At 34.9% G+C, this 23175-nt stretch carries 23 protein-coding genes; 20 read left to right on the forward strand and 3 right to left on the reverse strand.

Annotation, left to right across the window (positions count from 1 at the left end; genetic code table 11):
• The first annotated feature begins 720 nt into the window (after positions 1–720).
• The 13 genes from gatC (at position 721) to BR44_RS00290 (ending at position 12816) form a co-directional block, all read left to right on the forward strand.
• On the forward strand, positions 721–1029 hold the full coding sequence (gene gatC, locus BR44_RS00235) for an Asp-tRNA(Asn)/Glu-tRNA(Gln) amidotransferase subunit GatC (protein WP_034552733.1): 309 nt from the start codon (positions 721–723) through the stop codon (positions 1027–1029).
• A 1-nt stretch (position 1030) separates the two neighbouring features.
• A complete protein-coding gene (gene gatA / locus BR44_RS00240; RefSeq protein WP_034549563.1) occupies positions 1031–2482 on the forward strand; it encodes an Asp-tRNA(Asn)/Glu-tRNA(Gln) amidotransferase subunit GatA in 1452 nt (483 codons plus the stop codon).
• Positions 2483–2497: 15 nt separating this feature from the next.
• A complete protein-coding gene (gene gatB, locus BR44_RS00245) occupies positions 2498–3928 on the forward strand; it encodes an Asp-tRNA(Asn)/Glu-tRNA(Gln) amidotransferase subunit GatB (RefSeq protein WP_034549565.1) in 1431 nt (476 codons plus the stop codon).
• 29 nt (positions 3929–3957) lie between these two features.
• Entirely contained in the window at positions 3958–4986 is a 1029-nt protein-coding gene (locus BR44_RS00250) for a diacylglycerol kinase (protein WP_034549566.1), read from the forward strand.
• Positions 4987–5361: 375 nt separating this feature from the next.
• Positions 5362–6747, forward strand: a complete 1386-nt coding sequence (gene rlmD, locus BR44_RS00255; protein WP_034549569.1) for a 23S rRNA (uracil(1939)-C(5))-methyltransferase RlmD — start codon at positions 5362–5364, stop codon at positions 6745–6747.
• Positions 6748–7289: 542 nt separating this feature from the next.
• Complete coding sequence (locus tag BR44_RS00260; protein ID WP_034549572.1) at positions 7290–7652, forward strand: Na-translocating system protein MpsC family protein; 363 nt, start codon at positions 7290–7292, stop codon at positions 7650–7652.
• Between the two features lie 370 nt (positions 7653–8022).
• Positions 8023–9252 carry an L-lactate MFS transporter gene (locus tag BR44_RS00265; RefSeq protein WP_156954848.1) on the forward strand — a complete coding sequence of 410 codons (1230 nt, stop codon included), beginning with the start codon at positions 8023–8025 and terminating at the stop codon, positions 9250–9252.
• A gap of 233 nt (positions 9253–9485) precedes the next feature.
• Positions 9486–9644 carry a hypothetical protein gene (locus BR44_RS11615; RefSeq protein WP_169740177.1) on the forward strand — a complete coding sequence of 53 codons (159 nt, stop codon included), beginning with the start codon at positions 9486–9488 and terminating at the stop codon, positions 9642–9644.
• 385 nt (positions 9645–10029) lie between these two features.
• Positions 10030–10557: a hypothetical protein gene (locus tag BR44_RS00270; RefSeq protein ID WP_156954849.1), complete on the forward strand. Its 528-nt coding sequence runs from the start codon at positions 10030–10032 to the stop codon at positions 10555–10557.
• A 130-nt stretch (positions 10558–10687) separates the two neighbouring features.
• Positions 10688–10879 carry a hypothetical protein gene (locus BR44_RS00275; protein ID WP_034549576.1) on the forward strand — a complete coding sequence of 64 codons (192 nt, stop codon included), beginning with the start codon at positions 10688–10690 and terminating at the stop codon, positions 10877–10879.
• 6 nt (positions 10880–10885) lie between these two features.
• Positions 10886–11554 carry a hypothetical protein gene (locus BR44_RS00280; protein WP_211249852.1) on the forward strand — a complete coding sequence of 223 codons (669 nt, stop codon included), beginning with the start codon at positions 10886–10888 and terminating at the stop codon, positions 11552–11554.
• A 194-nt stretch (positions 11555–11748) separates the two neighbouring features.
• Positions 11749–12135 (forward strand): VOC family protein, encoded by a 387-nt coding sequence (locus tag BR44_RS00285; RefSeq protein WP_034549579.1) that lies wholly within the window; start codon positions 11749–11751, stop codon positions 12133–12135.
• Between the two features lie 237 nt (positions 12136–12372).
• The gene (locus tag BR44_RS00290; protein WP_034549582.1) at positions 12373–12816 is read left to right on the forward strand and encodes a DUF1801 domain-containing protein; all 444 of its coding nucleotides are present in this window, start codon (positions 12373–12375) and stop codon (positions 12814–12816) included.
• 1222 nt (positions 12817–14038) lie between these two features.
• On the opposite strand, the gene BR44_RS00295 is transcribed toward BR44_RS00290, so the two are convergent.
• Positions 14039–14458, reverse strand: a complete 420-nt coding sequence (locus BR44_RS00295; RefSeq protein ID WP_169740178.1) for a LysR family transcriptional regulator — start codon at positions 14456–14458, stop codon at positions 14039–14041.
• Between the two features lie 368 nt (positions 14459–14826).
• Here BR44_RS00295 and BR44_RS00300 point away from each other — a divergent pair, with 368 nt between their 5' ends.
• From BR44_RS00300 to BR44_RS00330, 6 genes are all read left to right on the forward strand, one after another.
• Positions 14827–15042, forward strand: a complete 216-nt coding sequence (locus BR44_RS00300; protein WP_034549583.1) for a hypothetical protein — start codon at positions 14827–14829, stop codon at positions 15040–15042.
• Between the two features lie 447 nt (positions 15043–15489).
• A complete protein-coding gene (locus BR44_RS00310) occupies positions 15490–15873 on the forward strand; it encodes an ArsR/SmtB family transcription factor (RefSeq protein ID WP_034549585.1) in 384 nt (127 codons plus the stop codon).
• Between the two features lie 42 nt (positions 15874–15915).
• Positions 15916–16980 (forward strand): ACR3 family arsenite efflux transporter, encoded by a 1065-nt coding sequence (arsB, locus tag BR44_RS00315; RefSeq protein WP_034549586.1) that lies wholly within the window; start codon positions 15916–15918, stop codon positions 16978–16980.
• Positions 16981–17025: 45 nt separating this feature from the next.
• Positions 17026–17427: an arsenate reductase ArsC gene (locus BR44_RS00320; protein WP_034549587.1), complete on the forward strand. Its 402-nt coding sequence runs from the start codon at positions 17026–17028 to the stop codon at positions 17425–17427.
• 439 nt (positions 17428–17866) lie between these two features.
• Positions 17867–19060, forward strand: a complete 1194-nt coding sequence (locus BR44_RS00325; RefSeq protein WP_034549589.1) for a LysM peptidoglycan-binding domain-containing protein — start codon at positions 17867–17869, stop codon at positions 19058–19060.
• Positions 19061–19178: 118 nt separating this feature from the next.
• Positions 19179–20156 (forward strand): tocopherol cyclase family protein, encoded by a 978-nt coding sequence (locus BR44_RS00330; RefSeq protein WP_034549591.1) that lies wholly within the window; start codon positions 19179–19181, stop codon positions 20154–20156.
• Positions 20157–20212: 56 nt separating this feature from the next.
• On the opposite strand, the gene BR44_RS00335 is transcribed toward BR44_RS00330, so the two are convergent.
• On the reverse strand, positions 20213–21571 hold the full coding sequence (locus BR44_RS00335) for a DUF1576 domain-containing protein (protein WP_034549592.1): 1359 nt from the start codon (positions 21569–21571) through the stop codon (positions 20213–20215).
• 351 nt (positions 21572–21922) lie between these two features.
• On the opposite strand from BR44_RS00335, the gene BR44_RS00340 reads away from it, so the two are divergent.
• Positions 21923–22198 (forward strand): DUF503 domain-containing protein, encoded by a 276-nt coding sequence (locus BR44_RS00340; protein WP_034549593.1) that lies wholly within the window; start codon positions 21923–21925, stop codon positions 22196–22198.
• A 65-nt stretch (positions 22199–22263) separates the two neighbouring features.
• Here the strand turns inward: BR44_RS00340 and BR44_RS00345 are convergent, their stop codons facing one another.
• Entirely contained in the window at positions 22264–23121 is an 858-nt protein-coding gene (locus BR44_RS00345) for a glycosyltransferase family 8 protein (RefSeq protein ID WP_034549595.1), read from the reverse strand.
• Positions 23122–23175: the final 54 nt, after the last annotated feature.

The raw sequence follows: 23175 nt of genomic DNA on the forward strand, positions 1-23175 counted from the left end.
CAACGATTAGCTTCGACAAGAAAATAGGAAAAGTTCACAGAAATCTTTGATTTCAAGAACTTTTATCTTTTTCTCGAGAAGTTGTTGATCGCAACTCAATTAACCAAGATGTGGAGTGCTCTGTTTAGGTATGAAAGAAAAATAGGAACTAGCAAAGAGGATGTTTTTTATCCTCAAAGCTAGTTATCTTTTTTCCGAATACCTAGAGCACACAACTCAATTAACCAAGATGTGGAGTGCTCTGTTTAGGTATGAAAGAAAAATAGGAACTAGCAAAGAGGATGTTTTTTATCCTCAAAGCTAGTTATCTTTTTTCCGAATACCTAGAGCACACAACTCAATTAACCAAGATGTGGAGTGCTCTGTTTAGGTATGAAAGAAAAATAGGAACTAGCAAAGAGGATGTTTTTTATCCTCAAAGCTAGTTATCTTTTTTCCGAATACCTAGAGCACACAACTCAATTAGCCAAGATGTGGAGAGCAACGATTAGCTTCGACAAGAAAATAGGAAAAGTTCACAGAAATCTTTGATTTCAAGAACTTTTATCTTTTTCTCGAGAAGTTGTTGATCGCAACTCAATTAAGACAAGATGCGGAGAACTCTGCCTTTATAAAAGCCAAGCCACTTTTTTCTTTGATATAGAGGCTGAACGGTCTTTGTGGTAGAATAGAAAAGAAGTTTTAGACAAGATGACAGATAGAAAGAGAGTTGAAACCCAAATGACTAATATTGATGTAAAAGAAGTTAAACACGTTGCGTTACTATCAAAACTAGAATTTCAAGAAGAAGAAATTTCAGGCTTTACAAAACAATTAGATGCTATTATTACGATGGTTGAACAGTTGGACGAACTAGATACAAAAGACGTGCCTGTAACAACTCATGGATTAGAAGTATCCAGTGTAATGCGTAAAGATAAAGTAACACCAGGAATGGACCGCAATGAACTATTCAAAAACGTTAAAACACAACAAGATGGGTTAATTAAAGTTCCTGCTATGATAGATAATGGGGAGGCTGGAGCATAAAATGACTGTATTAGATCACACTTTAGAAGAATTACACCAATTATTAGTAAATAAAGAAACAACAGCTGAAGCAATTATGAAAGCTGTTTATGCACGAATTGCTGAAACGGAAGATAAAATCGGTGCATTTATTACGTTGACAGAAGAAGAGGCGTTAGAAAAAGCTCGCGAAATGGATGCCGCAGGAATTGACCCTAATAATATTCTATCTGGACTACCGATTGGTATTAAAGACAATATCGTAACAAAAGGTGTCTTAACAACAGCAGCTAGTAAAATGTTAGAAGACTTCATGCCTATTTATGATGCAACGGTTATGGGGAAAGTCACGGATTCAGGAATGATTTCAGTTGGAAAACTAAATATGGATGAATTTGCTATGGGTGGAAGTACAGAAAGATCGGCTTTCAAAATCACACATAATCCCTGGGATTTAGCTAAAGTTCCTGGTGGTTCTTCAGGTGGATCAGCTGCAGCAGTGGCTGCTGGACAAGTTCCAATGACATTAGGATCAGACACAGGCGGATCTATCCGCCAACCGGCTGCATTCACTGGAATTGTTGGAATGAAGCCAACTTATGGCCGCGTGTCACGTTTTGGTTTGATTGCCTTCGCATCAAGTTTAGATCAAATTGGACCATTAACTCGCACCGTTAAAGACAATGCAATCGTTTTAAATACCATCAGCGGATACGATGAAAAAGATTCAATGAGCTACAATGAAGCAACGCCTGATTTTACAGCTGGAATTGAAGATGGCGTAAAAGACATGAGAATTGGTGTGCCGAAAGAGTACTTACAAGAAGGACTAGAAACTGGAGTAAGAGAAGCTGTACTTAAAGCAATTGAAACCTTTAAAGAACTAGGTGCAATTGTAGAAGAAGTTAGTTTGCCGCATTCAAAATACGGCGTTCCTGCTTATTATATTATTGCTTCATCTGAAGCATCTTCGAATTTACAACGGTTTGACGGCATTCGTTACGGCTACCGTTCACCAGAAGCTAAGACATTAGAAGAAGTTTACGTGCAATCACGCTCGGAAGGCTTTGGCATGGAAGTGAAACGTCGTATCATGCTAGGAACATTCTCATTGAGTTCTGGTTTTTATGATGCTCACTTTAAAAAAGCTGGACAAACGCGGACGTTAATTCGTCGTGATTTTGAAAAAGTTTTTGAAGACTACGATTTAATCTTAGGACCAACAACAACAACAACCGCATTTAATATTGGTGGTCAAGTACATGACCCAGTAGCAATGTATTTAAGTGATATCTTAACTGTTCCAGTGAACTTAGCTGGTGTTCCTGCAATTTCGATTCCTGCAGGTTTTTCAAATGGCATGCCAGTGGGCTTACAATTGATTGCAAAACACTTTGATGAACAGACGATTTATCAAGCAGCTTATGCATTTGAACAAGCCACTGAATTCCATAAAGAAAAACCAAATTTGTAGGGGGCGAGAATAAAAATGAATTTTGAAACAGTCATCGGACTTGAAGTACACGTAGAATTAAAAACAGAATCAAAAATGTTCTCACCATCTCCAGCACATTTTGGTGCAGAACCCAATACCAATACAAACGTAATAGACTGGGGTTACCCTGGAGTATTGCCTGTAATCAATGAACAAGCTGTAGAGTACGCAATGAAGGCTGCTATGGCCTTAAATTGCGAAATTTCAACAGATACTAAATTCGACCGTAAAAACTATTTCTATCCAGATAATCCAAAAGCCTACCAAATTTCACAATTTGATAAGCCTATTGGGCACGATGGTTGGATTGACATTGAAGTCGAAGGCAAACAAAAACGTATTCGCATTGAGCGTGTTCATTTAGAAGAAGATGCTGGTAAAAACAACCACGGAACAGATGGTTATTCCTATGTCGATTTAAACCGTCAAGGCACACCATTGATTGAAATCGTATCTGAAGCAGATATGCGTTCACCAGAAGAAGCTTACGCTTATTTAGAAGCTCTTAAACAAATTGTACAATACACTGGAGTCAGTGATGTGAAGATGGAAGAAGGCTCGATGCGTTGTGATGCGAACGTTTCATTGCGTCCAATTGGGCAAGAAACTTTTGGAACAAAAGCTGAATTAAAAAACTTGAATTCATTCAACTTTGTTCGTCGTGGATTAGCCTTTGAAGAAGTCCGTCAAGAAAAAGTCTTATTATCTGGTGGAATCATTGAACAAGAAACACGTCGTTACGATGAAACAACAGGTGCAACGATTTTGATGAGAATTAAAGAAGGATCAGACGATTACCGTTATTTCCCGGAACCAGATCTGCCTAATTTAGTTATCGATGATACGTGGATTGAAAAAGTGAAAAATAGCATCCCAGAAATGCCATCAGAACGCCGTATTCGCTATGTAAAAGACTTCGGATTATCCGATTATGATGCCATGGTTATGACGGCAACAAAAGAAATGTCAGATTTCTTTGAAGAAACACTAGCTAAGAAAGTTGATGCCAAACAAGCTTCCAACTGGTTAATGGGTGAAGTTTCAGCATATGTAAACAGTGAAAAAATAGAATTACATGATACGAAATTAACACCAGAAAACTTAGCCGGCATGATTAATTTGATTGCCGATGGCACAATTAGTTCAAAAATAGCTAAAAAAGTCTTCCAAGAACTCATTCAAAAAGGCGGTAGCGCTCAAGAAGTTGTGGAAAAAAATGGTTGGATTCAACTAAGCGATCCTTCAAAATTAATTCCAATGGTTAACGAAGTACTGGATAAAAATCCTCAATCTATTGAAGATTTCAAAAACGGAAAAGATCGAGCAATCGGTTTCTTGGTTGGACAAATTATGAAAGCTACTAAAGGACAAGCCAATCCAGGGATTGTAAACAAGCTATTGAATGAAGAGTTAGCAAAGCGTTAATGATTGGTTAATAGTAAAGGAGAGTTTCTATGCGTGCCAGAATTATTTATAATCCAACTTCGGGACGGGAGCTAGTCAAACGTAACTTAGTGGATATTCTTCAAATATATGAAAACGCCGGATATGAAACCAGCGCTTTTGAAACAACAGCAAAAAAATATTCAGCACTTCATGAAGCAACCAGAGCAGCTAAGGCAGGTTTTGAATTAATCGTAGCTGCTGGTGGAGATGGGACAATCAATGAAGTCGTAAATGGAATTGCTGAATTAGAAAAAAGACCGAAAATAGCCATTATACCTGCTGGGACAACGAATGACTACGCAAGGGCTTTGCATATTCCGAGAAACAACTTGATAGAGGCAGCTAAGTTGATACAAAAGAAAGAAACAGTTAAAATGGATATTGGAAAAGCCGTCATGGCTGAAAAAGAAAGCTACTTTATCAATATTGGTGGAGGAGGACTTTTAACAGAATTAACCTATGATGTTCCATCAACGCTAAAATCTGTTTTTGGTTCATTAGCTTATTTTGTTAAAGGAGCAGAAATGCTGCCACGGATTAAACCGATTCCTATGCATATCGAATACGATGAAGGCACTTATGAAGGCACAGCTTCAATGTTTTTTATAGCGCTAACCAATTCAGTGGGCGGTTTTGAACAAATTGCTCCTGATGCTTTATTAGATGATGGAAAGTTCACGATGATTGTCGTGAAAACAGCCAGTCAAATTGAAATTCTCCATTTAGTTGCGTTGCTATTGAATGGTGGAAAGCATATTGACCACCCAAGTATTTTATACGCAAAAACGAGTAAAATTCATGCCAGACCAGCAGATGATTCCAGGATGATGATTAATTTAGATGGCGAATATGGTGGAGATGCTCCAGTTACGTTTATTAACTTATATCAACACATCGAAATCATTGCAAACAGTGATGATATCAGTGCGACTGGCTATACCATTGATCCTATTGAAGAATCTGAAGAAGAAGCCTTCATTAAGGAAGTAGAAGGACTGACTGAATTAGATATTAGTGGAGACCGAATCGTTTCTTGAAAATAAAAATAAGTAAACTTTGAGTTTGCTACTCTTTTGTGTCATAATGAAGAGTAGCGAACTTTTTTTAAATGGAACCAATAATTAAACAGTCTGATAATTAAAATAATAAAGCTTAGTTCTTGCAAAAAAAGTAAAAACTTAGTTAAACATTCTGATACAGCTGTCATTTGAATTTCAGTCTCATGAGATAGATAGGATTATTTTATCCATCATCCAACTAAACCGGTCGAGTCAGGAACACTCCCAGTTCAATAAGGATGACAAAAAGTAAAGGATATCCAAAAGAACACGCTGACAGAAAATAAAATCAATCGACTACACCAACTATGAATTAAAAATACTCGTTGAAAAACGAAGGGAGTTTTTTATAAAATGAAAAATAACAAGACAATACCCGTTCAAAAAAACGAAAAACACACAGTTAAGATTGAAGATTTAACACATGAAGGTATGGGAGTAGCGAAAATAGATGGCTACCCACTATTTATTGAAGATGCTTTACCTGGTGAAGAGATGGAAGTTAAAATTCACAAAACCGGTAAATCTTTTGGTTATGCAAAAAGTATGAAACGTTTGACTTCTAGTCAAAACCGCGTTGAGATAAAAGACGAAAACTTTACACGTGCTGGAATTACACCATTGCAACACATCCATTACCCAGCTCAATTAGCTTTCAAAAAACAACAAATTAAAAATGTCATGAAACGTATCGCTAAAGTCTCTGATGTAAAAATTCTTGATACAAAAGGCATGACTGAGCCTTGGGGATACCGCAATAAAGCGTCTGTTCCAGTAAGAAAAATTGGCGACAAGTTAATGACAGGATTTTTCCGTAAAAATAGCCATGATTTAATTGCAATGGAGAATTTTTACATTCAAGATCCTAAAATTGATGAAGCAATTGTTAAAGTTCGTGACATTATGCGTACGTACAATGTCAAACCTTACAATGAAAAAGACAACACGGGTAACTTACGCCATATTATTGTGCGTCGTGGCTATTACACAGGTGAGATGATGATCGTTCTTGTAACAAGAACAGCTAAATTATTCCCTGCAAGTAAAATTATTCCAGATATCACAGAGGCATTGCCTGAAGTAGTCAGTGTCGTTCAAAATGTGAACCCAACTCGTACAAATACTATTCTTGGTGAGGAAGCCATTGTAATGTTTGGCGAAGATAAATACACAGATACGTTACTTGGGAAAAAATATGAAATTTCACATCGTTCATTCTACCAAGTAAACCCAACACAAACAGAAAAATTATACAACGTTGTGTTAGATTTTGCTGCATTAACAGGTGAAGAAACGGTTATTGATGCCTACAGTGGTATCGGAACCATTACTTTAACTCTAGCAGACAACGCAAAACACGTTTATGGAATTGAATCTGTTGAACAAGCTGTTGAAAATGCAAGAACAAACGCTAAATTAAATAATGTTGAAAATGTTACATTTGAAGCAGGATTAGCTGAAGAAGTGATGGTTGAGTGGAGTAAAGAAGGCCGTAAAGCTGATTTAGTCGTAGTAGATCCACCACGTAAAGGGCTAGAGGAAGCGTTTATTAATGCGGTCATAGAAATGCAACCAGCTAAAATGATTTATGTGAGTTGTAACCCAGCAACATTAGCACGTGACGTCGCTTTATTAGCAGATGGCGGCTATATAGCTGAAAAAATTCAGCCAGTAGACTTATTCCCACAAACAAGTCATGTAGAGAGTGTGACATTGTTGTCACGTACAACTGCTAAATAGACACCTAAAATCTTAATTTAAAGGCACATTTAAGAGTATTGCTATTATAGAGAATTACTTGAAAAAGTGGTGATTCTCTATAATGGCAATTTTTCGTTTTAGGGCGTATTTTTTGGTGAAGCATCTATTTAGCAAGTGAATAATCTCTTAGAAACTAAATTCGCAATAGAAAAAGCACAAAAAAATATTGAATCTAGGTATAGACAAGAAACATTAAGCAAGAGATTCTATGCTAGCACATGATCTTGAAAAAGTAACCATGGATAAAAGAATTTGTTGGAAAACTGCTATTCATTTGTAAAAAGATACTGCATTTAGAATTTTTTTGAAATTTAGCATAATTTAGCATTAGATGAAGCAAGTGAAGATTAATTAAGAGAAATTCTATATAGCAAGACGTTCTATATTAGTATAATTTCTATGTATTAGCACAACTAGCTATTGTAAATTAGTTATGATATAATTTTAGATATTATTAGATAAAGTTCGGGTTTTATTGGTGCCCGCTACTATCAAATGTGATAGGTTTAGGGGGTTTTTTCATGACAAAAGGACAAATTGAATCGAAGTTAAGCGAAGCAATTAGTAAGTTTGAAATTGAACAGATGGGAAGAGGACCAGAGAAAATCAGAACGACTATCTTTCAGGATTTGATTATTATCAGACTAAAAGGATTTCTTAGTGTATCAGAGAAAAGACTCGCTCAAAATAAGGACGGTATTGAATTAATAAAAAAAGTAAGAACGGCCTTGTTTGAAAATGCACGTAACGAATTGGAAGAGGCTGTTAAGTCCGTTATAGATGTTAATATAATAAGCACGTATTCAGATGTGAGCACCAAAACAGGTGAAAAGATTATTGGCATCGTTGTTGATCAGAATATTGAAGAAAATTTAATCGATTAAGTCTTTGGAAGACTTTTTGAAAGGTCTTTGACCAGTCAAAAGTAACCCAATAATAAAAGTTCTGTTAAAGAATTTTTATTATTGGGTTTTTTTATTATAAATCAAACAGGGGAGCTTTATAGTGGCGCAATAGATTTAAAACCTTGTTCTCCTACAAGCCAAAAATCAGATGAATAAATAGTTGCTAATTATGAGGATAGATCAACTTTACATCTATCAGTAAGAAAATCAACTAATGTAGGATTTTTAATAACAAGAATTATTGGAATTAAGTATCAGGTAACCAATTTTAAAATAGTAAAGAATTCACGATTTACAAAGAATTAACTTACTAATGAATGAAAAAAACTAGATGAGAGTTGGAATATAGATGATACAAAGTATAAAGAGGATAAATAAAGGAGAGAAAGAGCAGGGTAGGTGGATCTATGTAGTTCTAGGTATTATTATCATGATGTTTTTAGGAACGGTTTATTCTTACAGTGTATTTAGGCTTTCATTAGAGGAAATTTATAACATTGGATCAGCTGAAAGTGGAATACCATATATGACAGCATTGGCTTTCTACGCACTTTTTATGTTTCTGACCGGTAAATATTTGGAGCGGTATAATCCTCGAACGATTATTTTAGTAGGTGGATCTCTTGTTTCATTAGGCTGGATTCTGTCGTCATTTGCAAATAATATTGTCCTATTAACAATTACATATGGGTGTATTGGTGGGGCCGGTGTTGGAATTGCATACGGGGTTCCAATGACAGTTGTAGCGAAGTGGTTTCCAGAGAAAAAAGGTTTGGCGGTAGGGATGGTATTAATTGGATTTGGGCTATCCCCTCTTATTACTGCCCCGCTTGCTAGCGCATTAGTGGAACAATACGATGTATTGACTGCATTTCTTATTTTGGGTGTAGGATTTGGGATCATTTTACCTTTTCTATCTTACCCTTTTAAATACCCATCAAAGATAGAACATCAGAACAAGAAGAATAGTTCGATAGTTCACTATAGTCCGGAAAATTTCGCGACAAAGGAAATGATGCAATCAAAAAGTTTTAAAGGCTTATATTTAAACTTCATTATAGGAACAATGATTGGTCTTATGCTAATAGGAATAACTACTAATGTGGGGGTTGAATTTATTGGAATAGAGCCTCATAAAGTTGTTCAATTGGTAGCTATTTTTGCAATTTTTAACGGTTTGGGAAGGCCTATATTTGGATGGCTTACAGATAGATTTACTTCTAAAAAAGCGATGCTATTTTCCTATTCATTGATTATTTTATCAGCAGCTTTATTAATAATAGCAGGTCAAAATAATCAAATGATTTACATCCTATCATTTTCGATTTTTTGGTTCAATATGGGCGGATGGCTTGCAATTGCTCCAGTTTCAACACTTAGATTGTATGGTATAAAAAATTACAGTCAAAATTATGGGTTGGTATTTACAGCATATGGTATTGGAGCAATTACAGGGGTTTCTTCGTCAGGATTATTACTAGATAGTCTAAACAATTATTATTCTGTGTTCTATTATGTCATTGCGTTAAGTATCCTGGGAATTGTGATAACTATGAAACTAATTAGCAACGAAAATTAAATTTGTAAAGCATGATTAGAAATGGAAATAGGTGAAAATAGCAGGATTCTATTTCTGACTAAACATGGAAAATAAAAAGTCGTAAAACCAATTATAGAGAAAGAAACAGAACGTATAGTAGTAGTTGAGAACAGATTTGATACGGATATGAAGGATATAGCTGTATATTCAGCTATATTATGATATAATTTTAGATGTCTATATTCTGATTTAAATTGAAGGAGAGTTATCGAATGACTAATGCAAACATGGAAAAAATGAAAAAGCTTATTGAAGCTAAAAAGAAAAAAGGTTTACAACAAAGTTCAACTGATAGTACACCAAATAAAGTGAACGGGTCTTCAAGTAAAGGCTTCAAAAACACGAAAAAAGGCGGATCATTAAATAAATAAAACTTATTGATAAAAAATCCTTCAAACTTAGTTTGAGGGATTTTTTTAACAAAGTAACGGGAGTTATCGCTATTAGTGCGGAAAATACCTGACAAATAGGAAAGCTTTAAAATGGTAGTCTAGATGAATCAACCCAATCATGGAGAAAAAATCAGTTTAGTTTAGGGGAAATCAAGCATATAAACACAAACAGATAGATAGATAAACCAAAAAATAGGCTATATAATGATAATATGCCAGTAGAGTTAAATTTAATAGTAAAAACCTTTTAACCTTTTGCTACGCAATGCTTTGAGAAAATAATTCAATCGGATGCTAACAAATTATTATCTTATTGTCTTTAAAAAATAGCGATAATCTCTTTAATTGTATAAAGACAATTGAAATGAAAAGAGGAGATGCGACTTTGAAGATTAATAAAATAATAAATATTTCTATAGTTATCTTGTGCTTATGTCTTGTAGCAAGCATTAGTGTATTTATCTATGGTGGTAATAATAGTTATAAAATTAGCAATCATTTCAGAAGTCTCCCTCTCCCATTTAATCCAGATGATTCCTATTCAACATATCAAATACAAAATACTGAGATTACTGGTTACGGTGGATTTATAAAAGCCATTCAAAGTGATAATTCTGGCAGAAAGACAGTAGTTATCAGAGCACTTTCGCTGCTACCAACAGTCACAGTAAAAGGTGAAGATAGTGGAAGTGTTTCATTATTGATTGAAAATATAAATCCTGATCTTTATCCAAAGAGTATTAGTGATAATACATTATCTAAGACTAAAGTAGCGGTAAATGCCTTGAAAATAACTATTGCATTGGACACAAGTGAAATGAAAAAAATGGAACCCTTAAAACCAATGGATACAAAACAGCGGGGATACATCCAAATACATTATCCTCAGTGATAATCGAGATGGATAGGATACTTTTGAACAGATCATTCAGCAAATAAATGGAGAAAATCCTTTATTTATCATTGATAACGGAGATCTTGTATTTAGCGGGAAGCCTAACCAATACCGATTATTTGATCAAATGGCATCAAAAATGTCTTCAACTTTGCTGACCGTTCCATGGAATCGCGATAGTTGTGGCAATGGTCGAGAAACCTATACAATGCTGCATGGACCATCCTATTATTCCTTTAATTATGAGAAGAATCATTTTGTGTTTTTAGATTTATCTCCAGGATGGGCTGGGAAAAAGGCGATTTCTGACGAACAATAGATAGGGTTGAAAAAAGATTTAAAGAATGTGCAAGATAAACGTATTTTTGTTATTACTCATATACCGCCACGAGACCCAAGAACTAGTGTGACAAACAATGAAATTCCAAACTATATAAACGAAGCGACAAGTGACAGCAATTGGTTGGAACAGAAGTTAAATAATTATAGTGAAAGCAAAAGTATGGATTACGGATTCCAAAACTCACAAGAAGCGGATAAGTTTGAAAAATTAATGAGTACGTATCATGTTGATACGGTATATCTTTCCCATATTCATAGCTACCTTGAATATACAAAGGATGATGTTCGGTATTTAATTACTGGTGGAGCCGGTGTAGAGCTTTTAACAAAAAACAGCTATTACCACTATATGATTGCAAAAATGAGTGATGCTAATACGGCAACTATTGTGGAACTTCCATCACCTGCAAGCAATTATCTCGCTAGGTATGGAGCGACGATACAGCTATTTGCTAATGCAATGTATGAAGAAAATCCAGTCACAGTTATTTTTATAATAGCAGGACTTGTGTTACTTCTAATTTCCGTAATCCTCAAGATTTATCTAGCGAAAAAGAATCTGTTTGATTTTTTGTGGAAATGGCTTCGGGACATCATTAAGTTTGCTGTGAAACGATTTAAGGAATTGTTTAGTAAAATAAGTAAAAGCTAAAGTATGAAGGATTGATTTTGTGTAGTTAAATCAATTTATCTTGTTGTAGATACGAATAAGAAGTCTTTACCGTTTGCATAATAGGTAAAACACTCGGTCATTGCTTTATATAAAAGCTCCTAATAGTAGAATAGGTACAACGACATCATTGTGATGCAATCAAATAGAGTATAAATAAAGAAAGGAAAATGGTCATGAAGATAGAACATATAGCCATTTGGTCACCAGATATTGAAAGGCTGAAAGATTTTTATAGTACCTACTTTGGTGCGGTATCCAATTCAATTTACCAAAATACGACAACCGGTTTTACTTCCTATTTCTTAACATTTAAAGAAGGAACAAGACTTGAAATCATGAATAAGAATGGTATTTTGTCAGTTGAACCATCAAACCAACAGTATATGGGTTATTGTCATTTAGCTATGAGTGTTGGAACAGAGGTTGAAGTGATAAGATTGACAAAACAATTAGGAAAAGACGGTTATCGCATCCTTGGAGAACCTAGAACGACAGGGGATGGTTACTTTGAAAGTGTCGTTGCAGATCCAGATGGAAATAGAATTGAAATGACCTGTTAACAAGTGAACTTAATACCTGTAGCAACAGGTATTAAGTTTTATTGGACTCCAGATACTATTTCTTTGCTAAGCCAGCTTATTTCCAAATGATTAGCGTTATCAGCATATGGGGAACATTGGAGAGGCATGTAAAAAGGAGTACTACAATCCTATTTGGGTAAATAAGTACCGATAAGCTAACCAGCATTATCAATAAATAATCTATCAGTAGAATCTAAGATCAAGAGGTGAAGGAATATGCAATATGAAGCAAAAGATGTAGAGGATTATATCCGCCAATTACCAGAAGATAGAAAAGATCCGATAGAAAAACTTAGGCAAACGATTATAGACAATCTTCCTGAAGGATTTGAGGAAACCATTATATATGGCATGATAGGTTATGTTGTCCCTCACAGTATTTATCCAGCTGGCTATCATGTGGATCCAAAATTGCCTCTTAGTTTTATTCATTTAGCTTCACAAAAAAATAATATTTCACTCTATCATTCTGGGATATACTTATTTCCAGAGATTTTAGAATGGTTTCAAAAAGAGTATCCAAAGCATGTTAAAACTAAACTTGATATGGGAAAGAGCTGCATTCGGTTTAAAAATATGAATACAATACCCTATGATTTAATTGGAGAACTGTGTAGAAAAATAACTTTAGAAGACTATCTAACCCAAAATCATTTATAGGATCTTATATGAAATACTATCCTTGCCTAATCAGATGAAATTCAGTTTTTTCTTCTATATTTAAAAATTACTTAAATTCCTCCTGAAAGAATCCTCAATCAATTAGTCGCTAGCAGTGCTCTACCTCATAAAAAACTAAAAAAACGCGTTTGAATTCTTGAGTAGCGGTGCTCTACTTAACCATTCGACAAAGAAACTGGAGCGGACTAGGAGCTAGCAGCGCTCTAGTTCACATTTTCATAGGAATACAAAATAGAATCGTTAGCTAGAACGGTACTAGCTAACACATACTGAAAGAATCCTCAATCAATTAGTCGCTAGCAGTGCTCTACCTCATAAAAAACTAAAAAAACGCGTTTGAATTCTTGAGTAGCGGTGCTCTACTTAACCATTCGACAAAGAAACTGGAGCGGACTAGGAGCTAGCAGCGCTCTAGTTCACATTTTCATAGGAATATGAAATAGAATCGTTAGCTAGAAGGTACTAGCTAACACATACTGAAAGAATCCTCAATCAATTAGTCGCTAGCAGTGCTCTACCTCATAAAAGGCTGGAAAAACGCGTTTGAATTCTTGAGTAGCGGTGCTCTACTTAACCATTCGACAAAGAAACTGGAGCGGACTAGGAGCTAGCAGCGCTCTAGTTCACATTTTCATAGGAATACAAAATAGAATCGTTAGCTAGAACGGTACTAGCTAACACATACTGAAAGAATCCTCAATCAATTAGTCGCTAGCAGTGCTCTACCTCATAAAAAACTAAAAAAACGCGTTTGAATTCTTGAGTAGCGGTGCTCTACTTAACCATTCGACAAAGAAACTGGAGCGGACTAGGAGCTAGCAGCGCTCTAGTTCACATTTTCATAGGAATACAAAATAGAATCGTTAGCTAGAACGGTACTAGCTAAGACATACTGAAAGAATCCTCAATCAATTAGTCGCTAGCAGTGCTCTACCTCATAAAAAACTAAAAAAACGCGTTTGAATTCTTGAGTAGCGGTGCTCTACTTAACCATTCGACAAAGAAACTGGAGCGGACTAGGAGCTAGCAGCGCTCTAGTTCACATTTTCATAATAAATTGTAAAATAGAAAGTTATGAAGGATGTTTTTAAAAGAAACGTCCTTCCAACGTTTTATTAACAGATTTCGTGCAGTAAGAAGGAGTGGGAAACTTGGACGTATTCGGAATAATATTAGGACTAGTCTTATTAATGGGTCTTGCCTATTTAGGTTTTTCAATTATATGGGTTGCTCCGTTAGCAGCCGGAGTGGTTGCATTAACGGGAGGATTAGATTTATTTGACGCATACCAAACGTTTATATGGCCACGTAATTGATTGCTTTGGCTTTGAATTTCTTCCATCAACTGATTATGTTTTTCTGTAATTTCTTTAGCATAAGTATATAAAAGCTCCCCAGCTAAACTAAGTCCTTGTAACCTTCCATGAGCTCGTTCAAATAAAGAGACTTTTTGTTCTTTTTCAAAAGTCGCAATCATTTGACTTAAAGCGGGTTGAGAAACATGTATGATTTTCGAGGCAGCAGAAATATTAAATTTGGATTCTACAATAATAGTGAAGTTGTTTAATATCCATAAGAAATCCCCTTTTATTTGAGAACGTTTGCTATTAAGGATAAACAAGAAAAACAAAAACAGCCATACAATCTTATATACATAAGAATAAGTGACTAATTCAAAACTCAGACAGGGTTTAATAAAGATATTATGGGTATTCCTTCCTATTAAATTTTAAGGAATCATAAACTAAATTTGTTAACATTAGGAATAGAGTAAAGAAAGTGGGGATTTAGCTAGGGTGATAAAGTATAAACAATGTCCAAAGTGCGGGTCCAAAAAAACAATGACTATTTTATATGGCGAACCAGTATATGCTTTAGAATTAATGCAAAAAGAGAGCGAAGGAAAGATTAAGTTTGGTGGATGTATTGTGATGACGGGTGCCCCAGAGTATTCTTGCAAAGAGTACGAATAGGAGTGGGGAAAAAGATGTGATTGATGCAGCTTATGATAAAATGAAAGTGTTGAAAGCTTCTGTTAGCGGATTTTCAAGTAGCTATCACAAGGGTGCAATAAACCTCACTAGCTTAAACGTTTTCTGTAGTGAAGGATTGGGTGGCGAATCAAATGGAACTGAAAAAACAATCGATTCAGCGACGATAATGAAATTTATTGAAGACTTGAAACGAATTGAATTGCTAAATTAGAAATCTAATTACGTGAATCCACGTATTCTCGATGGCACTCAATGGAATTTGAAAATTGTAAGAGAAGGACGAAACTTGTATAAGAATGGCAGCAATGAACACCCTTTTCAATGGGATCAGTTTCGTGAGAGGATGAATAATTCCTAGACATATCAGTCCAGGAAGGTATAAATCAAGGTGGGAATGATAATTAATAAAACAATTGAAACCTATCAAGAATACGTGAAAAAATTGGAGATAGAGAGGCGCTATATGATGTGGTTGCCAATGAATATGTCATTCAAGCTGCCATTTATCTTGAATGACATAGTGTTATTTCATCCGCTATGGTCATTCCTGAATGGACTGATGGTGATAATTTTAGGGGATTCATTTAATTTGATCTATCCATAATAATGGTTGACAGAAAGACTATTCAGTTATAGTATATGAGTGTAATCGAATATAATGATATTGAAAGGAGAAAAAGTAGTGGAGAACGTATTCAAGGTACTTGGAGACCAAAACAGACTAAGAATAATCAATTTACTTAGAAAAGAAGCGTTATGTGTTTGTGAGATTGAAGTTATTTTAGATACAACTCAATCCAATGTATCAAGACATTTGACTAGACTTAGGAACGAAAAAATTGTCATTTTTGAAAAAAAATCCCAATGGACATATTATCAGATTGATCCAGCATTTATTAAATACAACAAATTACTCTATGACTATTTAATAGAAAAAATGGAAACAAATGATACATTTATAAGAGATCAAGAAAAATTATCAAGTTATACAAAGAGCGATTTAACATGTGACAATATAGCTGAAATAAATAAAATAAAATGAAATAGATAAGAGTCAAACCGATAAAAGAAAGTTGGAATAAGTGTGAAAGAACAAGAAAGCCCAAGGGGTATTGGTTTTTTTGAAAAATATCTGACAATATGGGTAGGTATATGTATGATAGTCGGTATTTTAATTGGTGTTTATCTTCCAGCCATACCGAACTTTTTAAGTAATTTTGAATATGCAAGTGTTTCGATACCGGTAGCCATTCTAATATGGCTGATGATTTACCCGATGATGTTAAAGGTAGATTTTAATAGTATCAAAAAGGTAGGAGAAAATCCTAGAGGACTGATAGTGACATGGGTATCAAACTGGTTGATTAAACCTTTTACGATGTATGCAATAGCGCTATTTTTCTTCAATGTGGTATTTAAAGACTTTATCTCGCCAGATTTAGCAAAAGAATATCTAGCAGGAGCTGTTCTTTTAGGTGCAGCACCTTGTACCGCTATGGTATTTGTTTGGAGTCATTTAACCAAAGGAAATCCGGCTTATACTCTTGTCCAAGTAGCAACTAACGATTTAATTATCTTAGTTGGCTTCGTTCCGATAGTTGGCTTTTTATTAGGAATGAGCAATATATCCATACCTTGGGGGACGTTGTTCCTTTCTGTCTTTTTATTTGTGGTTATCCCTCTGGCAGCAGGCGTTATTTCAAGAACAATGATAACGAAAAATAAAGGATTAGAGTACTTTGAAAAAACGTTTATTCCAAAATTTAATAATGTAACGATTGTTGGATTGTTATTAACGTTAATCATTATCTTCTCTTTTCAAGGGAAAACGATTGTCGAGAATCCACTTAATATTATCCTGATTGCAATACCACTAATTATCCAGACTTTCTTAATTTTTTTCATTGCTTATTTGTGGGCAAGAGCTTGGAAGTTGCCACATGATATTGCTGCGCCAGCAGGAATGATAGGAGCATCGAATTTCTTTGAATTAGCAGTAGCAGTGGCCATCTCCATTTTCGGATTGGGATCTGGAGCAGCACTTGCAACAGTAGTAGGTGTTTTAGTTGAAGTTCCAGTCATGCTTCAATTGGTTAAGATAGTCAATAATACAAGAGGTTGGTTCCCCAACCCTGTAAAGGAACAGTAGAATTAAGTGTAATGGAAGACCATCATAATAAGAGAGGAAGATTAGATGAAAACAACAGTCGCATTTGTCTGTGTTCATAATTCATGTCGATCACAAATGGCAGAAGGATGGGCAAAAAAACTAGGAAGTGACATTTTAGAAGTGTACTCTGCAGGGACAGAAAATTATCCGGAAGTAAAACCATTGGCAGTAGAAGTGATGGAAGAAGCAGGAGTAGATATGAGCGGTCATAAACCAAAGTTGTTATCAGATATTCCAGCAGAGTTGGATATTCTAATAACGATGGGGTGTAATGTCGAGTGTCCATTTGTTCCCAATAAACAGAGAGAAGACTGGGGACTTGATGATCCTTCAGGAGGACCGATTGAAGATTTTAGAGAAACAAGTAAATTAATAGAAGAAAAAGTAAAAGAGTTAATCCTTAGAGTGAAAAATGGAGAATGGTAAAAGTAAAATGGGCAAAGGTTCTTTTTTTTAGCACAGTATAAATGAGCAAAAGAAGTGGGTATAATTATACCAGCTTCTTTTTTCGTTTTAATCATCGCTTTTTCTTATGTTACGGTCAATATGAAGGAAACGAACCTTCTTAAAAATAATACAATTCTAGAGTACAGAAAGATTTTTTTCGCGTTTTAATTTATGAGATGGATTACAATGTAAGCAAGTTAATTCATTGATGTAAAACTAAGGAAAAAGCAGTCTAAAGCAATCTTTTATATGACTAACCCTTGCTAAGTATCCATCGAAGAAAAAAAAGTTTTTTAATAACGTTATCCAACAGATAGAAATAGTGGATAACGTGGTACAATAAAAGCGAAGAAAGAGAGTGAAAAACATAGAATAATAAAGTGTCACCCCGTACTTAAAATAAGAAAGGGTGAGAGAAATGAATACGAAATTATCTAAATTCAATGTCGTGCTTTCATTGGTTCTGTTGTCTTTTTTACTTTTCACTTTGCCGGTTACAGCGGCTAGCTCAAGCTATATCACTAAAGGAAACACGTCAGCTAAAACAGTTGCGTTGACATTTGATGATGGTTCAGATGGGAAAAATATCACTAAGATTCTTCAGACGTTAAAATCAAATAATATTAAAGCGACTTTTTTCATCACAGGGAAAGCTGCAGAAAACCATCCTCTGTGGATCAAATCGATTGTAACCAACGGTCATGATGTAGGAAATCATTCTTATTCTCATCCAGATTTCACAAAAATATCAGCTACACAAATTAAGATAGAACTAGATAAAGCAGAAGCAGCTATCAAAAAAGCTTCCGGGAAAACAACTAAACCCTACTTCCGTGCCCCTTTTGGTGCAGTTAATAACACGATGCTGCAAGCAGTAGGAAATGCAGGATATTCTAAAACAATTGGCTGGACGATTGACACGGTTGACTGGAAAGGTGTTTCTTCAAGTGCAATCACGACAAAAGTGGTTAATAATGCTACACCAGGTATGATTATTTTGATGCACGTAGGGGAAGGTGCTACTGGTACACCAGGATCTTTACAATCTATGATTACCCAATTGAAAGCAAAAGGCTATCAATTTGTGACCATTAGTCAAATGCTAAATAATACGACTACATCAGGACCAACAACTCATGCTAATCAGTATGTTGTTAAAAAAGGCGATACCTTATATAGCATCGCTAAATCTTATGGTCTGACTGCTCAGCAGATAATGACGGCCAATAAATTGACGAATGCAAACCTAATAATGATTGGTCAAGTATTAACCATTCCAACTACAACGTATACAGTCAAATCTGGTGACACACTAACGAAAATTGCTGGGGCTCATGGCATTACACTTCAGCAACTCTTATCAGTCAATACTATTTCTAATCCCAATCTGATAAAAATTGGACAAATTCTAAAAATACCCGCAAAAAGCAGCACAACAACGCCCACTAAGCCGACTGTCCCAACGACAGTGAAATATACCGTTAAAAAAGGCGACACGTTATATGCGATTGCTAAAAAGTATGGCGTAACCGTTCAACAACTAGTATCCGTTAATAAATTACTGAATGCGAATATGATTAGTATTGGTCAAGTGTTAACGATTCCAAAATGACCAATAAACAGGTAAAATAAAATTAACTGTTTACTGAAAGAGCTAATTTTTCTTTCAACGTAGACAGTTAATTCTTTTTGCTACTAAAAGTAGTCAAATGAAAGGGGTTGACGCATCTATGACTAAAAAATTAGCAAAGGCTATTTTATTTCAAGGGAATTTAGAAAAGAAACCCTATTTTGAAGGGTGGTATTACAAACAGGTATCTAATGATGGAAAACAAATTATTAGTTTAATTCCAGGTATTAGCCTTAGCGAAACAGACTCACATAGTTTTGTACAATACATTATGACCATTCATGGGAATGACAACAAAAAAAGAACGGAGACAGGCTACATAAGCTATCCGATAAATTCTTTTGATTACCAACAAGAGCCATTTCAACTAAAAATTGGTCCTAACGTATTTACAGAATCAAAAGCAGTTGTTCGTCTAACGAATGAAGAAGTAACGATACAGGGGACCGTTGAATTTGGAGAATTTACTCCGATAAAACATAGTCTGTTAACACCTAATATCATGGGGATATTTGCCTATTTTCCAATGATGGAGTGTGTTCACGGCATTGTGAGCATGAATCATTCTTTGACAGGATCGTTTAATGTTAATGGAGCAAAGATTGATTTTTCAGATGGTAAAGGATATATCGAACGAGATTGGGGGAAAACATTTCCACGTGAATATGTCTGGATTCAGTCGAATCATTTTGAAAATAATGAAACGAGTTTATTTTTTTCAGAAGCTCATATCCCTTTTCTTAAGACAGCCTTTCAAGGATTTATATGTAACCTAGTTGTTGGCAAAAAAGAATACCGCTTTGCTACTTACCATCGAGACAGCTGCAAACTTGAAAAAGTAAGCGAGCAGTCCGTTAAAATTTATTTGGAGAATAAGACAGCAAAACTAATAATAGAAGCCGAAATAACAGATCCAGGGGAACTAGTGGCACCGACCGTATCGGGTATGCAAAAGGTGATAAAAGAAGAGCTTGGCGGTAATGTGAAAATAGAATTGTATTTAAAAAAAGAAAAGACTCTTTATAAAGATGAGACGACTTCTGCAGGTATCGAAATAGTAGATCATACAGAAGGCTAACCTATTTTAAAAAATAAAAATAGAGCAACTAAGTCATTCTTAGCTGCTCTGATTCATCAATCAATGGAATTTAATGGAAGGCTATCTGAATTTTCTTTAGAATCTTTGGGTTTCCAATCATTCTTAATTGTTTTGAATAAATCAAAAATTGGCACGAGCAGTGCTGCGGTAAAACCACCTGAAAAGCCGTTATTGTAAAGATTCATACCAGCATGTAAATAATTAATATTCGACACCATTGCCATATGAAAAGCCCCAGCAGTAAAACCAGCAAGCGAACCATAATATCCGCTAATAGGAGCCAGTGTCGTTCCAAACAAAGCGGCCAATAAAGCGGAAGTTGAATGAATCTCTGATACATTGAAAAGACCAACAACAAATACCCCTACAAAAATCGGCAGAACATTTTTAATGTGTTTTCCTGAAGCCCCAAAACCAACAATGGTAAATATCCCACCTATGATGGGTCCGTTCAATTCGCCACCTACTGCTAAAACATAACTAGTAGACAACATTCCCAATAAGGACATATTCATTAAAACCAATCCAAAATGAAAAAATTTAGTAAAGTCAGGCATCGATTGCCCAGATTGGTTTAATAATTGACGGTAGCCACTTAAGGTCCATTTATTTAGAATAAAGCCAATGATAAAAAGAGTTGAGAATAAGCTAGATAGAACAAGACTAAAAATACCGTTATTTCCTGTAGAAACCAGCTCAATAGCATCTATCTGTATACCAAAAGTTCGAAGGATAGAGATAAAGAATGTTCCAACGATCCCTGCGGTAAAACCGATGTTGTATAAGCTAAATCCTTTATGGAAAAAAACAAAATGCTTTGCTAACGGAGGTAAGACAAAACCAGTTAATAGACCAGCTACTATTCCAAGCACAATTCCCCAAGTTAAAGGCAAACCAAGATTAAACGTAATTTCACTGACAATTGGTCCTAAAGCTGTACCGAAAAAAGCAGGTAATAAATGGTTCGAAAAGGGGCTCCGTATGATTTTTGCATAAACATAAACTCCTAAAATAATAGGAATCGAGTTATAAAGGTTTTTACCGAATAGTGAAAAGCCAGCAACTGTGAAGAGAGCTGCAATGATCGGACCCGTTATTTTTGCTTTATTAAGCCGAACAAGCGCTAAGGTTTTAAACATCATCAAGGAAGCATTTAAAAGAGCCGACCCAATATTGGCTAATTCAAAATAATCGGTCACCAATTTTGCTGGAGAGGTAAGAATAATCAAACTTCCTACCCACAGTTCCTTAGGGCTATTAAAAACAAAGGCTAAAACCATCAAGAATGAAGCAAAGGTTAAAAACACACTATATTTAAGGCGTTCTGATACAGCTTCATTTGAGTCAAGTGCTATCGGTCTTGTCTTTCTATAAGGGTACCTATACCTATCCATTTGTCATCTCCTTTATATAAAAGTTATGTACAAAATACAACTGAAAAACCAATGTGAAAAAAGAAAAAAAGACAGTGAATAGGGGTTTGGCGTCGACTATTTGAGTTAAGGCGTTAGCACATTCAGCAATGTGTTGAGTCTTTTTCAAATGCAGATCGGTGTCAAACTCTAATTTCACTGTCCTTTACGGCTGAGTCAATTGAGTTCCAGAAAATAGTTCGTATTTTTTTAAGAATAACATGAAAAAAAAATAAAAACAATTTTTAAATCCAAAAAAGAAGGCGCTATCAGTTTAATCTGCTAGTTATTAATAAAAGAAAAGAGTATTGATAAGAAAGTGAGGTGGAATATATGATTATAAAGGGTTACCAGATAACGTTTATTTTATATAATTCTTATTCTTTAAAAGATAAAAGAAATGTCGTGAAAAGTATCAAAAAAAAAATGCACAATAAATACAATATCAGCATTGCCGAAGTGGGGAAGTTAGATAAAATAAATCACGGAATGATTGGTATCGCAATTGTAGGAAATGATTCAGTTTTTTGTCAAAAAATATTTGATCAAGTGCTAAATGAAATAGAAGAGAATTATGAAATTGATGTACACGATATACAAAAATATTGAGTAAAAAATAACAAAGCTCAAACGGGTATGATTCATACCGAGTTTAAGCTTTGTTGTAATGATAATTATTGTTCTGTTGATTCAGGTTCTTCAATAGGAAAAGGTGTCTGCTCTCTAATAGCTAAATAATTCTTTTTATAAGGGTGATTCGACTCTTTATGCCAAGGTTTAACATGCCCACTATAATGAATCAATGCTGGATTTTGGCGAGCTTCAGCATACTCTGTTTGGCCAATCTTTGTTGGATGATCTTTTTCATCTAATAAAATATAAGTTTGAGCGTTCCATTTAGGATGCAAAATTAACCAGCGATCATGTAAGATAGCATTCAGTGCATCTTGGTCATGAAATTTCAATTCTTCTTGATTCGTTAAGGCAAATTCAATCACTTGTTCAGATATTTTTTCAGCACGCCATCCATCTAAATCAATGATCATAACGCCTGAATTAAAATAAGTGTTGCTTTTTGCATCTATCTCCATGGCATCCAATCGCTGATGAAAACCAGCATCTTCTACGGCTGCTGCTAACTTATCACCTAAATCAATCGACCAAATATCTTCAATAGGTTGTAAAGCTACAATATCGCAGTCTAAATAAATGGCTCTTTTGATAGCTGTACTTTTTAAAAAGTTAGGAATAGCAATCCGGAAATAGGCAGTTGTAGGAATACGATTGCTTTCAACCATATCATCAAATTCTACTGTATCAATTTGCAAATAGCTAATACTAGCCGTATACTCATTTACCATTCGGTTTAATTTTTCTTTCGAAACTAATGAGATATGGTCATCAATCACATAGAAGTTTATAATGGTTTCACTTTTTTTTGTTTGCAAGAGAGATAAAAATAACGTTGCTAAATGAGGGACAAATTCTTCATTTGCAGCCGATATAATGGTTACTTCAGATTGATCAAACATAATTTAAAATCTCCTTCTTATAAAATAGATGATTTTATTGATGGGTACTGCCTT

The organism is Carnobacterium funditum DSM 5970 (assembly GCF_000744185.1).
Lineage (GTDB): Bacteria > Bacillota > Bacilli > Lactobacillales > Carnobacteriaceae > Carnobacterium_A > Carnobacterium_A funditum.